This is a genomic window from Alistipes sp. An31A (assembly GCF_002159425.1).
Classification (GTDB): domain Bacteria; phylum Bacteroidota; class Bacteroidia; order Bacteroidales; family Rikenellaceae; genus Alistipes; species Alistipes excrementigallinarum.
Genome location: NZ_NFIO01000003.1, coordinates 168,360 through 187,878, shown reverse-complemented (window position 1 = coordinate 187,878; position 19,519 = coordinate 168,360). Strand labels below are relative to the sequence as shown.

The 19,519-nt window shown below is 64.9% G+C and carries 15 protein-coding genes; 12 read left to right on the top strand and 3 right to left on the bottom strand.

Going from position 1 to position 19,519, the window contains the following annotated elements; genetic code table 11:
- Positions 1 to 7: 7 nt before the first annotated feature.
- The 12 genes from B5F90_RS04385 (at position 8) to B5F90_RS04330 (ending at position 15,349) form a co-directional block, all read left to right on the top strand.
- Entirely contained in the window at positions 8 to 1,021 is a 1,014-nt protein-coding gene (locus B5F90_RS04385) for an MlaD family protein (protein ID WP_308663238.1), read from the top strand.
- Positions 1,022 to 1,381: 360 nt separating this feature from the next.
- Positions 1,382 to 3,877 carry a Smr/MutS family protein gene (locus B5F90_RS04380; RefSeq protein ID WP_087361575.1) on the top strand — a complete coding sequence of 832 codons (2,496 nt, stop codon included), beginning with the start codon at positions 1,382 to 1,384 and terminating at the stop codon, positions 3,875 to 3,877.
- 296 nt (positions 3,878 to 4,173) lie between these two features.
- Positions 4,174 to 6,549: an alanine racemase gene (alr, locus tag B5F90_RS04375; protein ID WP_087361573.1), complete on the top strand. Its 2,376-nt coding sequence runs from the start codon at positions 4,174 to 4,176 to the stop codon at positions 6,547 to 6,549.
- Positions 6,550 to 6,568: 19 nt separating this feature from the next.
- Entirely contained in the window at positions 6,569 to 7,297 is a 729-nt protein-coding gene (locus B5F90_RS04370) for an SAM-dependent methyltransferase (RefSeq protein ID WP_087361571.1), read from the top strand.
- Between the two features lie 66 nt (positions 7,298 to 7,363).
- Positions 7,364 to 8,008, top strand: coding sequence for a nucleotide exchange factor GrpE (locus tag B5F90_RS04365; protein WP_087361569.1), 645 nt, complete (start codon positions 7,364 to 7,366; stop codon positions 8,006 to 8,008).
- A gap of 4 nt (positions 8,009 to 8,012) precedes the next feature.
- Positions 8,013 to 9,185, top strand: coding sequence for a molecular chaperone DnaJ (dnaJ, locus tag B5F90_RS04360; RefSeq protein WP_087361567.1), 1,173 nt, complete (start codon positions 8,013 to 8,015; stop codon positions 9,183 to 9,185).
- A 91-nt stretch (positions 9,186 to 9,276) separates the two neighbouring features.
- Positions 9,277 to 9,729 carry a hypothetical protein gene (locus B5F90_RS04355; protein ID WP_087361565.1) on the top strand — a complete coding sequence of 151 codons (453 nt, stop codon included), beginning with the start codon at positions 9,277 to 9,279 and terminating at the stop codon, positions 9,727 to 9,729.
- A gap of 4 nt (positions 9,730 to 9,733) precedes the next feature.
- Positions 9,734 to 11,806, top strand: a complete 2,073-nt coding sequence (gene mutL / locus B5F90_RS04350) for a DNA mismatch repair endonuclease MutL (protein ID WP_087361563.1) — start codon at positions 9,734 to 9,736, stop codon at positions 11,804 to 11,806.
- A gap of 100 nt (positions 11,807 to 11,906) precedes the next feature.
- Entirely contained in the window at positions 11,907 to 12,515 is a 609-nt protein-coding gene (locus B5F90_RS04345; protein WP_087361561.1) for a rhomboid family intramembrane serine protease, read from the top strand.
- Positions 12,516 to 12,540: 25 nt separating this feature from the next.
- Positions 12,541 to 13,692, top strand: coding sequence for an endonuclease/exonuclease/phosphatase family protein (locus tag B5F90_RS04340; RefSeq protein WP_087361559.1), 1,152 nt, complete (start codon positions 12,541 to 12,543; stop codon positions 13,690 to 13,692).
- Positions 13,693 to 13,704: 12 nt separating this feature from the next.
- The gene (locus B5F90_RS04335; RefSeq protein WP_087361557.1) at positions 13,705 to 14,154 is read left to right on the top strand and encodes a YhcH/YjgK/YiaL family protein; all 450 of its coding nucleotides are present in this window, start codon (positions 13,705 to 13,707) and stop codon (positions 14,152 to 14,154) included.
- Positions 14,155 to 14,197: 43 nt separating this feature from the next.
- Positions 14,198 to 15,349 (top strand): sialidase family protein, encoded by a 1,152-nt coding sequence (locus tag B5F90_RS04330; RefSeq protein ID WP_162607747.1) that lies wholly within the window; start codon positions 14,198 to 14,200, stop codon positions 15,347 to 15,349.
- A 189-nt stretch (positions 15,350 to 15,538) separates the two neighbouring features.
- Here B5F90_RS04330 and B5F90_RS04325 read toward each other — a convergent pair whose 3' ends face one another.
- From B5F90_RS04325 to B5F90_RS04315, 3 genes are all read right to left on the bottom strand, one after another.
- On the bottom strand, positions 15,539 to 16,852 hold the full coding sequence (locus B5F90_RS04325) for a UDP-glucose/GDP-mannose dehydrogenase family protein (RefSeq protein WP_087361553.1): 1,314 nt from the start codon (positions 16,850 to 16,852) through the stop codon (positions 15,539 to 15,541).
- Between the two features lie 586 nt (positions 16,853 to 17,438).
- Positions 17,439 to 18,404, bottom strand: a complete 966-nt coding sequence (locus B5F90_RS04320; RefSeq protein ID WP_162607746.1) for a fimbrillin family protein — start codon at positions 18,402 to 18,404, stop codon at positions 17,439 to 17,441.
- A 206-nt stretch (positions 18,405 to 18,610) separates the two neighbouring features.
- Complete coding sequence (locus tag B5F90_RS04315; RefSeq protein WP_087361549.1) at positions 18,611 to 19,156, bottom strand: TlpA disulfide reductase family protein; 546 nt, start codon at positions 19,154 to 19,156, stop codon at positions 18,611 to 18,613.
- Positions 19,157 to 19,519: the final 363 nt, after the last annotated feature.

Here is a 19,519-nt window from a genome sequence, read left to right as displayed (position 1 = left end):
TTGAGCCATGAAAGTGAAAAGAGAAGCCAAAATCGGAATATTCGCCGTCACGATGATTCTCGCCGCATGGGCGGGCATCCGCTTCCTGAGCGGCATCGACATCTTCAGCCGCAACGTGGAGTACTATGCCGCCTACGACCAGATTAACGGCGTGCAGGCCGCCTCGCCCATCATGATGCGGGGCGTGAAAATCGGTACGGTGACCGGCATCGCCTTCGACCCGGCAAAGAGCGACAAGGTGGTGCTGCAGCTCACCATCCGCCGTACGTACCGCATTCCGACCGACTCCGAGGCCAAGATTGTCAGCCAGAGCCTGATGGGCGGCAAGGCCATCGAGGTGAGCTACGGCGCGGCCTCGACCTACCTCGAGGCGGGCGATACGATTCGTTCAAGCCGCGACCGTGACCTGATGGACATGGCCGACTCGGAGCTCGACTTCTTCAAGCAGCGCTTTTCGCGGCTGACCGATGACCTGTCGCAGACGCTGGGCAACATCAACCGCCTGCTGGAGGAGAATGCCGCCAGCCTCTCGGGGACGATGACCCATCTGAACTCCATCACGGGCAACGTCGACGAGCTGCTCGCCGCCGAGCGGACGCATCTGCACGAAGCCATCGGCGGACTGTCGGAGTTCGCCGGGACGCTGGGCGAGAATGCCGGCCGCGTGGACAGCATCCTGCGCAGTGTCAATGCGATGGCCGGGGAGCTCTCCGAGCAGGAGTTCGCCTCGAATCTGGCCGGCTCGGTCGAGGAGCTCAACGCCCTGCTCGAGAAGCTCAACGAGCAGCAGGGGACGCTCGGCAAGCTGGTGGGCGATGCGGCGCTCTACGATTCGCTCACGGAGGCGAGCGGCAACCTCGCGACGCTGCTCGAGGATTTGAAGCAGTACCCGGCGCGTTACGTCCACCTTTCGCTCTTCGGGCGTGACCCCGAGAAGATGAAGGCCCGTGCCGAGCGCCGTGCCGCGAAGGAGGCGGCCCGTGCCGAGCGCGACTCGCTCAAGCGCGCCGCGCAGCAGTAGCCGAGGCGGTGCCGCGGAGCGCGGAGGGCGACTTGTCCTTTTCGGGCAGCTGCGGCTGGAGCCGGCGAGACATCGGGGCCTGCGGTGGCGATAGAGAGGTGATGGAAACGATTGATGAGACGATGTGGACCTGCGGCGTCTCGCAGCGTTCGTTCCGGGGCGGAGCGCGGGAGCGGGACGGCAGGCGGCAGATGGATACGATACAATGTGATGCAAACCCCTTCCTCGGGAGGGGTTTGATTCATGAAGAGGGGCGGCCTTCGAAGCGGGAGAAGCTCCCCGTTCAGGGGCGGCCCGGCAGAAAGGGGCGCGTATGGCTCCGCTGTAGCGTGTGGTTCCGTTGTTAGAATAGTTTGTTTTATGATATATCCGGATACTTTCGAACAGAAAATCGGTTTCGACCGAATCCGAGAGCAGGTGGCCGCCGGCTGTACGATGCAGGCGGCCCGCGAGAAGCTCGCTGCCGAGGGCTTCTCGACCTCGGCCCGCGAGATTGAGCGGCGCCTGGCGCTGGCCGACGAGATGCGCCAGCTGCTCGACCTCGAGCGCGACTTCCCCTCGGGCGACTTCCCCGATGTCGACGGCGTGATGGCCAAGCTGCAGGTCGAGGGTACCTTCCTCGACGTGGAGGAGGTGGTCACGCTGCGGCAGGCCCTTGCGGCCGTCGGGGCGATTGTCTCGTTCATCCAGACGCGGGGCGAGAGCCGCTATCCGGCCCTTTATGCCCGCAGCCGCGGGGTGGAGGCTTTCCCCGAGATTGTGCGGCGCATCGACTCGATTGTCGACAACTTCGGCGAGGTGAAGGACAGCGCCTCACCCGTGTTGCAGGAGGTGCGTCGCTCCATCCGCGAACGCGAGGGGCAGGCGGCCAAGCGGCTGCAGCAGGTGCTGGCTGCCGCCAAGGGGGCGGGCATCGTCGATGCCGACACCCAGATTTCCATCCGCGACGGACACCCCGTGATTCCCGTCGCCGCTTCGAACAAGCGCAAGCTGCAGGGCTTCATCCACGACGAGTCGGCCACGGGCCGCACCTTCTACGTCGAGCCGGTCGAGGTGGTCGAAATCAACAACGAGCTGCGCGAGCTGGAGTATGCCGAGCGGCGCGAGATTGTCCGCATCCTCACCGAGTTCACCGACTCCATCCGCCCCGATGCGCCGCTCATCGCCGCCTCGGGCGACTACCTCTCGGACGTCGACATGGTGCGGGCCAAGGCGCGTTGGGCCTCGGAGAACGGCTGCGGACGGCCGATTGTCTCGACCGACGACCGCCTCGTGCTGCGGAATGCCCGCCATCCTCTTTTGCAGCAGACGCTGCGCGCCCAGGGGCGCGAGGTGGTGCCCCTCGACATGCAGCTTGACCGCGAAAAGCACATCCTGGTCATCTCGGGCCCCAACGCCGGCGGCAAGTCGGTCTGCCTGAAGACCACCGGCATCGTGCAGTACATGTTCCAGTGCGGATACCTCGTCCCGGCCTCGGAGGTCTCCGAGCTGCCCGTCTTCTGCAGCATCTACATCGACATCGGCGACGAGCAGTCGATGGACGACGACCTGTCGACCTACTCGTCGCACCTGCTCAACATGAAGCACATGCTTGCCGGGGCGTCGTCTCAGACGCTGGTGCTCATCGACGAGTTCGGTTCGGGCACCGAGCCCATCATCGGCGGCGCCATCGCCGAGGCCATCCTCGAGCGGCTGCTCGAGAAGGGGTGCTACGGCGTCATCACGACCCACTACGCCAACATCAAATACTATGCGGCCAGCACCGAGGGGATTGCCAACGGCGCCATGGCCTTCGACGTGCAGCACATCCGGCCGCTCTTCCGTCTGGAGATGGGCAAGCCGGGCAGCTCGTTCGCCATCGAAATCGCCCGCAAAATCGGACTGCCCGAGGAGATTATCCGCGAGGCGGGCGAGAAGGCGGGCAGCGACCACATCAACATCGAGAAGCAGCTGCGCGAGATTGCGCGCGACAAGCACTACTGGGCGCAGAAGCGCGAGCGCATCCGTCTGACGGACCGCAAGGTCGAGGAGCTGGAGCGCAACTATGCCGAGCAGCTCTCGAAAATCCGCACCGAGCGGAACGAAATCATCCGCCGCGCCAAGCAGGAGGCCCAGGAGCTGGTCGCCGAGGCCAACCGCCAGATTGAGAACACCATCAAGACCATCCGCGAGGCGCAGGCCGACAAGGAGCTCACGCGCATGGCGCGCAAGGAGCTGGAGGAGTTCCGCGATACGGTCGAGCAGCGCGACGACGAGGAGCACGACGCCTCGGTGGCGCGCGAGATGGAGCGCATCGAGCGGCGGCGCCAGCGGCGGGCCGAGCGGCGCGAGCAGGAGGCTGCGGCAAAGAGCGATGCGGCACCGGCCGAGGCGCCCAAACCGCGCGAGGTGGAGGTCGGCTCGAAGGTCCGCATGGCGGGGCAGGAGATGGTCGGCGTGGTGCAGTCAATCAAGGGACGGCGGGCGCAGGTGGCCTTCGGGCAGATTCTCACGACCGTCGAGAAGGAGCGGCTGCAGGTGGTCTCGAACAACGAGTACCGCGAGGCGACGCGTCCCCAGACGGCGCGGACCCGCATCTCGGTCGACATCTCGGCGCGCAAGCTCAACTTCCGCGACCACATCGACGTGCGGGGCATGCGGGCCGCCGAGGCGCTCGAGGCGGTGCAGGACCTGGTGGACGATGCGCTGATGGTGGGCGTAAGCTCGGTGACCATCCTCCACGGAAAGGGCACCGGCGCGCTCAAGGAGGAGATTCGCCGCTACCTGCGGACGGTGCCCGAGGTGGTGAGCGCCGTCGACGAGCATGCCGACCGCGGCGGCGCCGGCATCACGGTGGTGACCTTCGATACGAACTGACCCGACGGCGCCGCTGCGCCCTCCGGACTCTGCCTTCCGCCCTCCGGCCGGCGGAGCGGGCGGCAGGATGCACTCCCTTCGGGGCCGCGCTCCCTTCGGGGGGGGGAAAACGGACTGCGGAGTGCCGGCGCCGGAGCAAGGGCCGGGGCCAAAGGCCGGAGTCAAAGGCCGGAGCAAGGGCCGGAACAAGACCCGGAGCAGCTGTCCGGGCTGCTGTCCGAGCGAATGCCCGGGCAACTGCCCGACGCAAAGGGCCGGAACAAAGAGATGGAACCTTTTAGTTTAGTGATTCGTTCATGAAATACCTTCTTTCGCAGATTGCCGCCATCGTGGGCGGCAGCCTGTACGGGGCGGACGCCGAGGTCCGCTCGGTGGTGACCGACAGCCGCTCGCTCTCGTGCGAGTTCGGCTCGGCCCCGATGTTTGTCGCCATGCGCGGCGCCAACCACGATTCGCACGACTTCGTGCGCGAAATGCAGAGCCGGGGGGTGAAGTCCTTTCTGGTAGAACGCCGCCTGGAGGAGCTCGAGGAGGGCACGTGCGGCTTCGTGGTGGTCGACCACGCCATTGCGGCGCTGCAGCGTCTGGCGGCCTACCACCGCGCGCAGTTCCACGGGACGGTAGTGGGCATCACCGGCTCGAACGGCAAAACGGTCATCAAGGAGTGGATTGTCGAGGAGCTGCCCGCCGGCGTGAAGTTCTACCGCTCGCCCAAGAGCTACAACTCGCAGCTGGGCGTGCCCCTCTCGGTGCTGATGCTCGAGGGCGACGAGGAGCTGGCGATTTTCGAGGCGGGCATCTCGCGTCCGGGCGAAATGGCGCGTCTGGAGCGCATCATCCGCCCCGACGAGGTGGTCTTCACCTCGATTGGCGACGCCCACCAGGAGAACTTCCTGAGCCTCGAGCAGAAGTGCGACGAGAAGATGGTGCTGGCCCGCAGCGCCCGCAAAATCATCTACCACAGCTACTACGAGCCGCTCGGCGCGATGATTGAGGCCCGCTTCCCGGAGCGCCGGCCGGTCGATGCCGCCCGCTTCCCCGAGGTGGCGGAGAGCGTCGTGGGCAACGCCGCCTCGCGCCGCAACGCCCAGATTGTCGAGGCCTTCTGTGCCGTGATGGGCTATCCGGCCCCGAGCTTTGCCTCGGCACCCGCGGTGGCCATGCGCCTCGAGGTGAAGGAGGGTATCAACGACTCGGTGCTGGTCAACGACGCCTACAACCTCGACCTCAACTCGCTGGCGCTGGCGCTCGACTACCTCCACAACATCGCCCTCTCGCGCCGCAAGACGCTCGTGCTGTCGGACATCCCCCAGAGCGGCCTGCCCGACGAGGAGCTCTACGCCCGCGTGGCCGGCATGGTCGAGCGGGCCGGCGTGGAGTACTTCATCGGCATCGGCCCGCGGCTGCGCCGCTTTGCCGGGCTCTTCAACTGCCGGCGCTCCTTCTACGCCTCGACCGACGAGTGCATCGCCCGCATCCCGCGCGAGGCGGTGGCCGGCTGCACGGTGCTGCTCAAGGGGGCGCGCGACTACCGCTTCGAGAAGCTGGCCCACGCCCTCTCGCGCAAGAGCCATACGACGGTGCTCGAGGTCGACCTCGACGCCATGCGCGACAACCTCAACTACTTCCGCTCGAAGCTCTCCTTCGGCACGCGTCTGGTGGCGATGGTCAAGGCGGCCAGTTACGGTACGGGCGACTTCGAGGTGGCGCAGATGCTCCAGCACGAAGGGGTCGACTACCTGGCCGTCGCCTTTGCCGACGAAGGGGTGCTGCTGCGCGAGCGGGGCATCACAATGCCCGTGGTGGTGCTCAACGCCGATGCCGACAGCTTCGACGTGATGATTGCCAACCGTCTGGAGCCCGAAATCTACAGCTTCCACTCGCTCGAGGCCTTCGAGGCGGCGGCCGAGCAGGCCGGCGAGAGCCGCTATCCGATTCACATCAAGCTCGACACGGGGATGCACCGTCTGGGCTTTGTCGAGGAGGAGCTCCCGCACCTTGCCGAGCGGCTTCGTGCGACGACGCAGGTGCAGGTGGCCACCATCTTCTCGCACCTCAACTGCGCCGACATGCCCGAGGAGGACGAGTACACGCGGGTCCAGATTGCCCGCTTTGCGCGGATGAGCTCGCAGCTGGCCGAGGCGCTGCCCTACGGCGTCATCCGCCATACGGCCAATTCGGCCGCCATCGAGCGCTTTCCCGAGGCGCAGTTCGACATGTGCCGGCTGGGCATCGGGCTCTACGGCTTCGGCTGGCGCCACAATCCGGCGCTGCGCCCCGTGGCGACGCTCAAGACCCGCATCGTGCAGCTCAAACACCTCCGCGCGGGCGATACGGTGGGCTACGGCCGTGCCGGGAAGCTCGACCGCGATACGGTGACGGCGACCATCCCCGTGGGCTATGCCGACGGTCTGGACCGCCATCTGAGCTGCGGCCGCTGGTCGATGCGCGTCAAGGGGATGCCGGCCCCCATCGTGGGGCGCATCTGCATGGACAGCTGCATGATTGACGTGACGGACATCCCCGGCGTTGCGGAGGGCGACGAGGCGGTGATTTTCTCGGCCGAGCCGGGCAACGACCCCGAGACGATGGCCCAGGTACTCGGCACCATCTCCTACGAGGTGCTCACCTCCGTGTCGGGCCGCGTCAAGCGCATCTATCTCAAGGAGTAACATCTAAAAAGGACCGACCATGACATCGCAACCCGTGCGGAAGGGCACGCTCTATCTGATTCCCTGTCCCATCTCGGACGAAACGGCACCCTGGGAGGTGCTTCCCGCGGCCAACCGGGCCGTGATGGATGCGCTCGACTACTTCATCGTCGAGAACGTCCGCACGGCGCGGCGCTTCCTCTCGAAGGCAGGCGTCGCCCGCCCCATCGCCGAGCTGGAGTTCCGCGAACTGAACGAACATACGGCTGCCGGCCGCGAGGTCGAGGAGTTGGTGCGGCCGCTCGAGCAGGGGCGCTCGGCCGGCGTGATTTCCGAGGCGGGCGTGCCGGGCGTGGCCGACCCCGGGGCGCTGGTGGTCGAGGCGTGCCACCGCCGCGGCATCCGCGTGGTGCCGCTCGTGGGCCCCTCGTCGATTATCCTTGCGGTGATGGCCTCGGGTCTCAACGGACAGTCGTTCGCCTTCAACGGCTATCTGCCCGTCAAGGCGCCCGAACGGCAGCGCGCCATCCGCGCGCTCGAGCGGCGGGCCCGCACGGAGCATCAGTCGCAGCTCTTCATCGAGGCGCCCTACCGCAACGTGAAGCTGCTGGAGGAGCTGCTCACGGTCTGCGCCCCGGAGACGCGCCTGACGGTGGCGGCCGACCTCACGGCGCCGGGCGAGCTGGTCGAGACCCGTACGGTGGGGGAGTGGCGCGCGCATCCGCGTCCCGAGCTGAACCGGCGGCCTGCCATTTTCATCCTTGGATAACGCATTCGGCCGCTTGGTATGCATTTTGTGCCATAGATGTCGGAAAATATGAAAAAACACAGATATATGGAACAGGAAAAAGTTTATAACGAGGAGGTTAAGGACCGCGAGGGCTCCAAGGGAGCGAGCGGTGAACCTGCCGGCGAAGAGTCCGCACGTGCCAATATGGCAGACGGCGGTGAGGCCGCGCATGACACGATGTCAGAGGCGGATGCAGCCGACAAGAAGGCTTCCGACAAGGAGTCGGCCGAGGCCGCGAAGGAGGAGCAGAAGCCCGACCTCGAGGCCGAAATCGCCGAGTGGCGCGACAAGTACCTGCGTCTGCAGGCCGAATTCGACAACTACCGCAAGCGTACGCTGCGCGAGAAGATGGAGCTGGTGCAGACCGGCGGTCGCGACGTGCTGCTGGCGCTGCTGCCGGTGCGCGACGACGTGCAGCGCGCCGTCGAGGCGATGGAGAAGAGCGACGACATTGCGGCGCTGCGGGCGGGCGTCAACCTCATTGCCCAGAAGTTTACCGAGGCGCTGCGTCAGCGCGGCGTGACGGAGATTGAGGCCAAGGGCAACGAATTCGACGCCGATTTGCACGAGGCCGTGGCCAAGTTCGCGGCCGGCGAAGAGAACAAGGGTCGCGTCATCGATGTGGTCCAGACGGGTTACATGCTGGGCGACAAGGTGCTGCGATTCGCTAAAGTTGTTGTAGGAGAGTAGAACCATGGCAGAGAAAAGGGATTATTACGAGGTCCTGGGCGTTGCCAGGAACGCTAACGCAGACGAAATAAAGAAGGCCTACCGCAAGGCGGCCATCAAGTACCACCCGGACAAGAACCCCGGCGACAAGGAGGCCGAGGAGAAGTTCAAGGAGGCGGCCGAGGCATACGACGTGCTCTCGAATCCCGACAAGCGTGCGCGCTACGACCAGTACGGCCATGCCGGCATGAGCGGCGCGGCGGGCGGCGGAGCCGGCGGTTTCGGCGGCTTCAGCGGCGGCGGCTTCTCGATGGAGGATATCTTCTCGCAGTTCGGCGACATCTTCGGCGGCCACTTCGGCGGCGGAGGGTTCCGCTCGTCGTCGACGGGCGGCGGCCGGCGCGTGAACCGCGGCTCGGACATCCGCATCAAGGTCAAGCTGACGCTCGAGGAGATTGCCAACGGCGTGACCAAGAAGCTCAAAATCAACAAGACCGTAGCGTGCGACAAGTGCGGCGGCACGGGTGCCAAGGATGCCAACTCCTATGCAACCTGCTCGAAGTGCGGCGGTACGGGCTATGTGACGCGCGTCGAGAACACCTTCTTCGGCCGCATGCAGACGCAGGGTGTCTGCCCCACGTGCGGCGGTACGGGCAAGGTCATCACGGCCGCGTGCGACCAGTGCAAGGGCGAAGGGACGCTGCGCGGTCAGGAGGTGGTCGAAATCAAGATTCCGGCCGGCGTGGGCGAGGGCATGGTCCTCACCGTCTCGGGCAAGGGCAATGCGGCACGCCAGGGCGGCGTGAACGGCGATTTGCAGGTGCTCATCGAGGAGGAGCCGGACCCCGAACTGACGCGTGACGGCAACGACCTGATTCACAACCTGAACATCACGGTGACGACGGCCCTGCTGGGCGGTACGGTCGAAGTGCCGACCGTGGGCGGCCGCGCCAAAATCAAGATTGCGCCGGGAACCCATGCGGGCAAGGTGCTGCGTCTGGCGGGCAAGGGTCTGCCCGACGTGAACGGCTACGGCCGCGGCGACGAGCTGGTGGTGGTCGACATCACCATCCCCTCGAAGCTCACCTCCGAGGAGAAGCGCCTGGTCGAGCAGCTGGCCCAGCAGCCTTCGTTCCAGAAGGCCGAATCGGTCAAAAATCAGAATATCTTCGAGCGGATGAAGAGTTTCTTCCGTTAGCGGATAATAAATGGCGGGAAAAATTCGTACCTTTACCGGGTAAAGGGGCGGATTTTTCCCTTTTTTGTGCAACCACCAAACACTTGAAGCTATGTCCGGTTTCGGTCCCTACAAGAAGCATCCGAACAAATTCAACTACATACCGCGCTACTACGACCCCGAAAAGGAGGCCCGCGAGCAGCGCCGTGCCGAACTGCTCGGCAAACGGTCGGAGGACGAGGAGCGCGAGTACCGCCCCGGCCAGCTGATTCGCACGCAGCGCGAGGCACGTGCCGCACGCCGTTCCGAGGAGGAGCGGTCGGGCCGCCGCCAGATTTGGAAGATGATACTCGGCGTGGTCGTCATGCTGCTCATCATCGTGCTGCTCTTCCCGCGTCTGGCCCGCCTCTTCTTGTGGGTGCAGGGCTCGGCCCGCGAGCGTCAGGAGCAGGTTGTCGAGCAGCGCCGGCCGGCCAATGAGCTGGACCAGCGCGGTGTGAGCGACGTGGAGTGGCAGGCGCAGCCCATCACGGTGGTGCCGAACGATTATCAGGGGGAGGAGTAGACGGATGGCAGACAAAATCAGACTTCTGCCCGAGGTTGTCGCCAACCAGATTGCGGCCGGCGAGGTGGTCAACCGCCCCGCTTCGGTGGTGAAGGAGATGATGGAGAATGCCATCGATGCCGGAGCCACGGAGGTGAAGGTCAACTTCCGCGACGGCGGCCGCGACCTGATTCAGATTGTCGACAACGGCTGCGGCATGTCGCCCGTCGATGCCCGCATGGCCTTCGACCGCCATGCGACGAGCAAAATCCGTTCGGTCGAGGATATCTATGCGCTGCACACCTTCGGATTTCGCGGCGAGGCGCTCGCCTCGATTGCGGCCGTCTCGCAGGTCGAGCTGCGCACGCGCCAGGAGGGCGACGAGGTGGGTACGCGCACCGAAATCAACGGCGGCGTCTTCGTTTCGCAGGAGCCCGTGGCCTGCCCCGTGGGGTCGCAGTTCTTCGTGCGCAACCTCTTCTACAACGTGCCGGCGCGGCGCCGCTTCCTGGAGAAGAGCACTACGTCGTCGAACCAAATCAAGGCCGAATTCCAGCGCGTGGCGCTCTGCAATCCGCAGGTCGCCTTCGAGCTCTACTCCAACGACGCCCCGCTCTACCGGTTGAGGGCGGCGACGCTCGCCACGCGCATTGTCGACGTCATCGGGCGCCACATCAAGCAGAATCTGCTGGAGGTCTCGGCCGACACCTCAATCGCCTCGGTCGAGGGCTTCATCGGCCAGCCGGCTGCCGCCAAGAAGCGCAATACGGAGCAGTTCCTCTTCGTCAACGGCCGCTACTTCAAGAGCAGCTACCTCTACAGCGCCATCATGAAGGCCTACGAGAAGCTCATCCCCGGCAACTGCGCGCCCTCCTATTTCCTCTACCTGACGGTTGACCCGGCGCGCATCGACGTGAACGTCCATCCGCAGAAGACCGAGGTGAAGTTCGCCGACGAGGAGGCCGTATGGCAGATTATCAACGCTGCCGTGCGCGAGACGCTCGCCAAGACGGGCGCCGTGCCGATGATGGACTTCGACAGCGACCGTACGGTCGAGATTCCGGTGCTGCGCCGCGGCGCGCTCTACAGCGAACCCCCCGCGCAGTCGAACCTCGACTACAACCCCTTCCGCGAATCCTACATCGACCCGACGGCTCCCGACCCCAACGAGGAGTTCACGGGCTTCGATGTCCCCTATACGGTGCCCGACGCCTCGACGGAGGTGGCCGACAGCGCCGCCTCCTTCGCGCCGCGCGCCGGAGCCCGGCAGCCGGGCGGTGCCGGCATTCCGGCATTCCGTCCTTCCGATGCCGGCCCGGCTGGGGAGCCGGACGAGGCCGATGCGGCCCCCTGGCGGAGCCTTTCGCCGGGTGCCACCGCTTTTGACGCATTCGACGGCGGAGCCTCGGCCGAGGAGTTCGACGACATCGTCTCGCCGAGTGAGCAGGGCACCGCAGGGGAGGAGGAGAGCGAGCTGGAGTTCGTCTCCTCGTCGGTGGGCGAGCAGCAGCAGCTTCAGCTCGACGGCGGGGCGCCCGCCTTTGCCGGGGCCATTCCGCTGGCGGGCGGATACGCCGCCGCCTCGTACGGCGGACGGCTGGTGGCAGTCGACCTGCGGCGTGCCCGCGAGCGGGTGCTCTACGAATACTATCTGGCGACGCTGAGCTCGGGTGCGGCGCCCAGCCAGCAGCTGCTCTTCCCCGAGCATCTGCTCCTCTCGGAGGAGGAGTATGCGCTGCTCGAGGAGCATTCGGTCGAGGTGGCGGCGCTGGGCTTCGACCTCGACTTCGGGGGCGGCGGCTCCATCGACGTCAAGGGGCTCCCGGCCGAGATTTCGGCCGAAGGGGTCGACATGCTGCTCTACGAGCTGCTGCAGCAGTTCGACACGCCGGTGGGGGCGGCTGACGCCCGGCGCGAAAAGGTGGCCGCCGTCATGGCCCGCAGCGCAACGCGCGGGGCGAAGGCCTCCTTTGCCCGGGAGGAGGTGCAGGCGCTGCTCGACCGCCTTGCGGCGTGCGGCAACCCTAGCTTTACCCCCTCGGGCAAGCGCATCATGGCCGAGTTCACGGCCGAAGATATTCGCGCGCGGCTCGGGTGACTTCGCCGATAATTTGTTACCTTTGCATGGCGGCCCGGCACGGCGTTGATGCGCTTCCCGAGGCTGGACAACGTTAGAGAAGTAAAAGAGATTTTCCGTTATGAACCGCACTTTCCAGACACCCCCCGTGGTGCTCAATCTGATAATCATCAACGTGCTGGTCTACATGGCCACGGCGCTGCTGCCGCTGGGGAAGTGGATTTTCGGCTTCGGCTCGCTCTTCTGGGTGGGCAACCCGCTCTTCCACACCTACCAGTTCGTCACCTACATGTTCCTGCATGCCAACTTCGAGCATGTCTTCTTCAACATGTTTGCGCTGTGGATGTTCGGCCGCACACTCGAGTACGAGCTCGGCTCGCGCCGCTTCCTGGTCTACTACATGGTCTGCGGCATCGGCGCGGCGCTCATCCAGATGCTCGCCGCATGGGCCTCGGGCGAATACTACATCCAGCTGGTCGGCGCCTCGGGTGCCGTCATGGGGCTGCTGCTCGCCTTCGGCGTGATGCATCCCAACGCGATGATTGTGCTGCTCATCCCGCCCATCCCGATGAAGGCCAAGTGGTTCGTCATCATCTACGGCGTCATCGAGCTCTTCCTGGGCTGGACCGGCTACGGCGGCAACGTGGCCCATTTCGCCCACGTGGGAGGCATGTTGTGGGGATTCCTGCTGCTCCACTACTGGAAGCGGCGCGGAAACATCTATTTCTGATTTCTGATGTTCAACCCTGCGGAGTATGTCCGAATATTACGATGAATACCGGAGCGGCAACGGCCGCAAGCGGAGCCGCCGCGGTGCGGTGATGCTGCTGCTCGATGTCGTGATGACGGTGCTGGCCTATCTGGCCGTCGTGGCGATGGTGCTGACGCTGTGTGCGCCCTACGTCCACCCGGCGGGCTCGCGGTTTTTCCCGATTCTGGGGCTGGGTGCGCCGCTGACCTACGTCGCCACCGTGCTGCTGGCCCTCTACTGGGTCATCCGCTGGCGGTGGGGACGCGCCGGAATGCTGCTCGTCTGCGTCGTGGCGGGGCTCTTCCGGCTGGGGCTCTACTACAAGCCCGAGTTCCGCCGCGCCTACGAGACCGAGGAGTACGGCCGCGATGCCTTCAAGGTGCTCTCCTACAACATCCGGGGCTTCTACTATCCCAAAGTGGGGTGGCAGGAGGGGCCTATCGCCGGCCTTCTGGGCGAGCAGGAGCCCGACATCATCTGCCTGCAGGAGTTCGACCACCGGAAGGCGGCCGAGAGCGAGGCCTTCTCGCAGCTGGCCGGCCGCTACCGCATGACGCTCGGCAACCGCACCGAGGAGCAGAACCGCGCGGAGCGGGGCAGCCAGCAGGCCATCCTGAGCCGCTACCGGATTCTGCGCTCGGGGACCATCATCCCCCGCACCTCCATCTGGGCCGACCTGCTGGTGGGTGAGGATACCGTCCGGGTCTTCAACAACCACCTCCATTCGACCGAAATCACGGTGCACGACGCCAAATACCTCACCACGCACCGCTACGTTTCGGATACGGCGCGCGAGGAGAAAATCCGCAGCATCCTCTCCCGCCTGTGCCGCAACAGCGTGCTGCGGGCCGAGCAGGTCGATACGATTCGCAGCGTGATGGCGGCGACGCCCTACCGGATGATTGTCTGCGGCGACTTCAACGACACCCCCATGTCGTACGTCTACCGCCGCATGGCGCGCGGGCTGACCGACGCCTTCCGCAGCTGCGGCCGCGGCTACTCCTATACCTTCCAGGGCTTCTTCAACACGCTGCGCATCGACTACGTGCTCACGTCCGACGGACTTGAGCCCCTCTCCTACGAGGTGCCCCAGGTCGATTATTCGGACCACCTGCCGGTGGTCGTGCGCCTCAGGCGAAACGATGAAAACGACTAAAACCAAACCGATATGATTCTCGACACACTGCAGAACAGCGCCCTCTACAACGCGCTTTCGCCCCGCATGGCCCGGGCCTTCGAACACATTGCCCGCATCGACTGGACGACCATCGAACCGGGTACCCACGAACTCGACGGCCGCGATATTTACGTCAACGTGATGGACGTCGAGCTGAAGCGTCCCGTGGATGCCAAGCTCGAGGTGCACAACGCCTACATCGACATCCAGGTGCTCATCCGCGGCGAGCGTGAGGCCTTCGGCTGGAGCCCCCGCGCCGACGTGCGCAAGCCGCTGGGCGAGTTCGACACCGAGAAGGACATCCGCTTCTACGACGACGAGCCGCAGTGCTACTATACGCTGCGTCCGGGGCAGTTCACGATTCTGCTGCCCGAGGATGCCCACGCTCCGATGGTGGGCGAGGGGTCGATTCGCAAGATTATTGTCAAGGTCCGCAAGTAGCGCCCTCGGTGGCCGTTGACCCTCCACGTCCGCGATGAACGCGATGAAGATTTTGTCCGGAATCCTGCTTGCCGCCCTCGTGCTGGGGTGCGGCGGCTGTGCCGGGGCTCCCGAAGAGCCCGTGAGCACGCTCCTCTTCGCCCCCGGCGACGGTGGTTCGAAGTATTACCGCATTCCGGCGCTGGTGACGGCCGACGACGGCTCGCTGGTGGCCGTGGCCGACCGCCGGCTCGAGTCGATGGGCGACCTGCCCAACAAAATCGACCTCGTGGCGCGGCGCAGCACCGACGGGGGCCGTACCTGGTCCTCCGTCATTCCGATTGCCGAACACCGCGGCGACTGCGGCTACGGCGATGCGGCGCTGGTGAGCGATGCCCGCTCGGGCGAGCTGCTCTGCATCTTCGCCTCGGGGCGCGGGCTGTGGGAGTCGACGCCCGAGGCGCCGATTGACATCAACATCTGCCGGAGCGGCGATTTTGGGCAGACGTGGTCCGCGCCCGAATGCATCACGCCCCAACTGTGGGGCGCGGCCTGCGCAAATCCCCTCTCGCGGGGGTGGTACGGCGCCTTTGCCGCCTCGGGGCGTGCGCTGCAGCTGCGCGACGGGACGCTGCTCTTCGTCGTGGCGGCCCGTACGGGACGCGAGGCCCCGCCGCTGGTCAACTATGTCTGTATGTCGGAGGATGGCGGCCGCAGCTGGCGCCTGCTGCCCACGCCGGTCGATATGAACGGCGACGAGGCGAAGCTCGTCGAGCGGGCCGACGGCAGCTGGCTGATGAGCATCCGCAATCCGGCCAAGGGGCGGCGCAAGTATGCCCTTTCTGCGGACCGCGGCGCGACGTGGAGCGAGCCGCAGCGGTGGGAGGATATGCCTTCGCCCGCCTGCAACGGCGATATCGTGCGCTATACGCTGCGCGTCGAGGGTGCCCGGCGCAATCGGATGCTGCACTCGATTCCGCTCGATTCGGTCGAGCGGCGCAACGTCTCGGTGCTGCTCAGCTACGACGAGGGGCGTACGTGGCCCGTGCGGCGGAGCGTCTGGAGCGGTGATGCCGGCTATTCGTCGCTCACGGTGCTGCCCGACGGCGATATCGGCCTTCTGACCGAGGTGGGCAACTGGGAGCGCGGCTTCGAAATCTACTTCACGCGTCTGACCCCCGAGTGGCTCACCCGCGGGGAGGATGACGGGCAGTAGCACGCAAGGCTCCGGGAGCCGTCTATCCGTAATATGCAAAAAGAGAGCGTGGGCAAGACCAACAGGTCTTGCCCACGCTCTTTATGTGTTCCGGGTCTCTTCCGGCTTCGGTCCGGCAGCCCTTCCGCTTCCTGCCTCCTGCCTTCCGCCCGGCACCATGTTCGCGCCGGGTCGCCGGCACGGGGCCGGCTATTTGCCGATTGCGTAGTAGCGGAACCCCTCGGCGATGACCTCCTGCTTGTCGAAGATGTTGCGCCCGTCGACCAGGATGTTGTCGCGCATCGCCTCGTGCAGCCGCGACCAGGTCGGCATGCGGAACTGCTTCCATTCGGTCATCAGCGCCACGGCGTCGGCCCCTTCGGCCGCCTCGTATATCGAGCGGGTGTAGATGACCTGCTCGCCGATGCGGCGTCGGCACTCGTCCATCGCCACCGGGTCGTAGACCCGCACGGTTGCTCCCGCCTTGAGCAGACGGTCGATAACCACCAGCGCCGGAGCCTCGCGCATATCGTCCGTCTCGGGCTTGAAGGCGAGTCCCCACAGCGCCACGGTACGCCCCTTCAGCTCGCCGCCCAGCGCCTTGCAGAGCTTCTCGTAGACAATCGACTTCTGCCGTTCGTTGACCCGCTCGACCGCCTCGATGACCTCCATCGTGTAGCCGTATTCGCGCCCCGTGTGGGCAAGCGCCTTGACATCCTTCGGGAAGCAGGAGCCTCCGTAGCCGCAGCCCGGATAGAGGAACTTGGTGCCGATGCGTGCGTCGGCGCCGATGCCCTTGCGGACCATCTCCACGTCGGCGCCCACGTGGTCGCAGAGGTTGGCGATGTCGTTCATGAACGAGATGCGCGTGGCCAGCATGGCGTTGGCGGCATATTTGGTCATCTCGGCCGAGGAGATGTCCATGAACAGCACGCGGTAGTTGTTAATCAGGAAGGGACGGTAGAGCTTCGACATGAGCGTGCGCGCCCGCTCGCTCTCGACGCCCACCACCACGCGGTCGGGCGACATGAAGTCCTTGATGGCGGCACCCTCCTTGAGAAATTCGGGGTTCGAGGCGACGTCGAACTCCACGTCGCAGCCGCGGCGGCCGAGCTCCTCGCGGATGACGGCCTTGATTTTGCGGGCCGTGCCGACGGGCACCGTGCTCTTGGTCACCAGCAGCGTGTATTTGCGGATGTTGCGGCCGAAGGTGCGGGCCACCTCGAGCACGTACTTGAGGTCGGCCGAACCGTCCTCGTCGGGCGGGGTGCCGACCGCCGAGAAGACCACCTCTACCTGGTCGAGGCACGAGCAGAGGTCGGTGGTGAAGTGCAGCCGGCCTGCGCCGACATTGCGTGCGACGAGCTCGTCGAGCCCCGGCTCGTAAATCGGAATGACGCCCTGCAGCAGGCTGTCGATTTTTTCACGGTTGGTGTCCACGCAGGTGACGTCGAGTCCCATCTCGGCGAAGCATGCGCCCGAGACCAGTCCCACGTATCCGGTTCCTACGATTGCGATTTTCATTGGGTTGCGGTTTCTGCCCGAAAACGGGGCATCCGCTTTACCGCCAGGCGGAAAGAATGCGGCGGCCGTTTTTGCCCGTGAGCAGACTCTTCGGGACGGGTTCCGGCCGGCAGACGCACTGCGGACGTATCGTTTTCGTTCGGTTGAACAATTGGGTTCGGATGGCTCCGCGCAGGTGCGGAGGCGTATCGGAGGGGGTTATCCGTCGGGGGGGCGGACGGTCGGCCGATACCCGGCAAAAGTAGCTCATATTCCCGAGAAATGCAAATAAATTGCCCTGAGAGCCGGACCTTTGCATCTTCCAAAGAAGCCCCGGTGTCCCGACAGCCCGACGCCCGACGCTTCGACGCTTCGACGCTCCGGCAGCCCGATGCTTGATGTCTCGGAGTTCCGGCACCGTCTTCCGGCTGCACACCTTGTCGCGACCCATCGGCCTCCGCTTGCCCGCGGGGAATGCACAATGCGCCGACGGCCGCCCTGTCCGGGCAGCTGTCGGCGCGGTATGGTATGCACTCGGAGCTTCGGCGTGCCGGCGGTCCGGACCGCCGAAGCAGGGGACCGTCGTGTGGCGGGTGCTCCGCAGCGGTTAGTGCGGGTAGAGCGGATTGCCCGTCTCGTCGACATCGACCCAGTCGGTGACGCCGACCGAGGGGAAGGTGACCGTGTTGGCGTCGATGACGGCCAGATACTGGTAGGAATTTCCGGCCTGGAGCTCCCCGTCGGGTACGGGAACCTGGACGGTGTAGACGTGGGGCGTGGGGTCGTAGTTCATGTTGAGCGTCAGCGTGAGCGTCATCGGCGAGGTGGTCTGCAGCGGCAGCATCGTATATTGGAGCTTCATGCCGTTGATGCCCATCGCGGCGGGCTGCGTGGCGTATTCCGTGGCGGGGGTGATGATGCCGGTGGTCAGGTCCATGCTGGCGCCCGGCTGCGGCACGGTGATGGTTGCCGAAGCGATGGATTGCAGCACGACCCCCGTGCCGGCCTGGATTTCGAAGCATACCTGCGTGGCCGAGTGGTTCAGCACAATCGGCACGGTCACCTGCGAACCGTCGATTTCATAGTCGGCGCACCCCCACCAGAGGTAGTCCACGCCGTTGGAGAGCGCCACCGAGGTGCCCATCTGGAAGGTCGGCGGCACCAGGTCGTTGTTCGTCGAGACGGCGTAGAAGTCGAAGGTGCCGTTGCTCAGGTACATCTTGTAGCCGCTCTGCCCCGTCAGCATGCCGGCCTGCTGGGCCGTATAGGTGCCGCGGGCCATCGGCGAGGTGGAGTGGGTCTCGTCCGTGCCGCCGTGATAGGCGAATATCCGCACGACGGTCCCCTCGGCAATGGGGGACATCGAGCGGGTCATGTTGATGCTTTCGACCGTGGCGTGGAACCCCACGAGGTTGTCGGCCGCAGCGGTACCGTCGTCCGACGAGCCGGAGGAGCCTTGCGAGGAGGTGTTGCCCCCTTCGTCGATGGTGATGGTTGTCTTGGAGCATCCGCCGAGCAGCAGCGCCGCTGCCGCAAGCAGGGAGAGCATTCCCGTAAATCGAGTTGTTTTCATGGTGTGTGAATCGGATATAAGGTGTTTGCCCGATTCACGCAACATCTGTGCCGCAGCGCAACGGAAGCAGTGGAGCTGGTCCCAGCCGTCTTCGTGAAAGACGTGGGGCCCGCCCGGGGTCTCCCCCCTTTACGCCATCCACGCATGCTGGGGCGGAAAAGCGGGGTTGAGGGTATGCGGGCGAAGGCCGCTCTGTTCGGGGCAGCCTACCGGAGCAGCTGTTCGATGAGGGCGGTCAGCTCGGCAAACGTCTCGGGCGAGTAGCCCGCACGGCTGGCTACCACCGTGCCGTCGGGGTCGATGAGGATGTTGCGCGGCACATAGCGCGTGGCATAGAGGCCGTAGATGCTTCCGTCGGGGTCGACGCCGATGGGGAAGTCATAGCCTTGCGTGGAGGCAAAGGCCCCGACCGTCTCTGTGCTCTCCTCGCGGGCAACGGGCAGAAAGAGGAACTTCCTCCCGCCGAAGCGTCGGGCGAGCTCCTGCGGAACCTCCGCCATCTCGCGCCCGCACTCGGGACACCACGTATTCCAGAAGGTGAGCAGCACAACCTCGCCCCGCAGCGACGAGAGGGTCGTCGACGTGCCGTCAAGCATCTCGACGGTGAAGTCCGGGGCGGGCTCACCGTCGCCGACGAGCGTCGTCGCGGCGATGTCGTCGTCGTTGTCACGGATGCATCCCGAATTCGTTGCAGCCAGCAGCAGTACGGCTGCCAGGCAGAGTTTCGCAAGTGGAAAGATACGAGGAGTCATGATTCGGCCGGTTTTGGAGCGCCCCGCCCGCCGTTTCGGGACGGGTGACGCCCTTTTCAACTTTCCAAGATAACAATTTTTTTTGAGAAAATGGATGGCAATAATGATAAATGTATACGATTCCGGCCATGTTCATTTTGGGGCGAAATTTGGTACGTGAATTCGGCGCGTTTTTGCTCTTGTCACGACGATTATTTTTTAATACATTGAAAATCAATGTATTAAAAAATTGAGGGGGGGGGATTTTTTGATTTTTAACAGACCAAAACTTGTTTTTTTGAATAGTTTGTCTTATATTCGTAAGACGGAATCGTTTGAAGGGATGAACTGTCCGATGCGGGAGATGAGCGTGGAGCGGTAAAA

Coding starts and splice junctions, on each gene's coding strand:
- B5F90_RS04345 (WP_087361561.1), top strand. CDS start 11,907: ATGAACCGCACTTTCCAGACACCCCCCGTGGTGCTCAATCTGATAATC.
- B5F90_RS04320 (WP_162607746.1), bottom strand. CDS start 18,404: ATGAAAACAACTCGATTTACGGGAATGCTCTCCCTGCTTGCGGCAGCG.
- B5F90_RS04330 (WP_162607747.1), top strand. CDS start 14,198: ATGAAGATTTTGTCCGGAATCCTGCTTGCCGCCCTCGTGCTGGGGTGC.
- B5F90_RS04380 (WP_087361575.1), top strand. CDS start 1,382: ATGATATATCCGGATACTTTCGAACAGAAAATCGGTTTCGACCGAATC.
- B5F90_RS04335 (WP_087361557.1), top strand. CDS start 13,705: ATGATTCTCGACACACTGCAGAACAGCGCCCTCTACAACGCGCTTTCG.
- B5F90_RS04385 (WP_308663238.1), top strand. CDS start 8: ATGAAAGTGAAAAGAGAAGCCAAAATCGGAATATTCGCCGTCACGATG.
- B5F90_RS04355 (WP_087361565.1), top strand. CDS start 9,277: ATGTCCGGTTTCGGTCCCTACAAGAAGCATCCGAACAAATTCAACTAC.
- B5F90_RS04370 (WP_087361571.1), top strand. CDS start 6,569: ATGACATCGCAACCCGTGCGGAAGGGCACGCTCTATCTGATTCCCTGT.
- alr (WP_087361573.1), top strand. CDS start 4,174: ATGAAATACCTTCTTTCGCAGATTGCCGCCATCGTGGGCGGCAGCCTG.
- dnaJ (WP_087361567.1), top strand. CDS start 8,013: ATGGCAGAGAAAAGGGATTATTACGAGGTCCTGGGCGTTGCCAGGAAC.
- B5F90_RS04340 (WP_087361559.1), top strand. CDS start 12,541: ATGTCCGAATATTACGATGAATACCGGAGCGGCAACGGCCGCAAGCGG.
- B5F90_RS04365 (WP_087361569.1), top strand. CDS start 7,364: ATGGAACAGGAAAAAGTTTATAACGAGGAGGTTAAGGACCGCGAGGGC.
- B5F90_RS04325 (WP_087361553.1), bottom strand. CDS start 16,852: ATGAAAATCGCAATCGTAGGAACCGGATACGTGGGACTGGTCTCGGGC.
- mutL (WP_087361563.1), top strand. CDS start 9,734: ATGGCAGACAAAATCAGACTTCTGCCCGAGGTTGTCGCCAACCAGATT.
- B5F90_RS04315 (WP_087361549.1), bottom strand. CDS start 19,156: ATGACTCCTCGTATCTTTCCACTTGCGAAACTCTGCCTGGCAGCCGTA.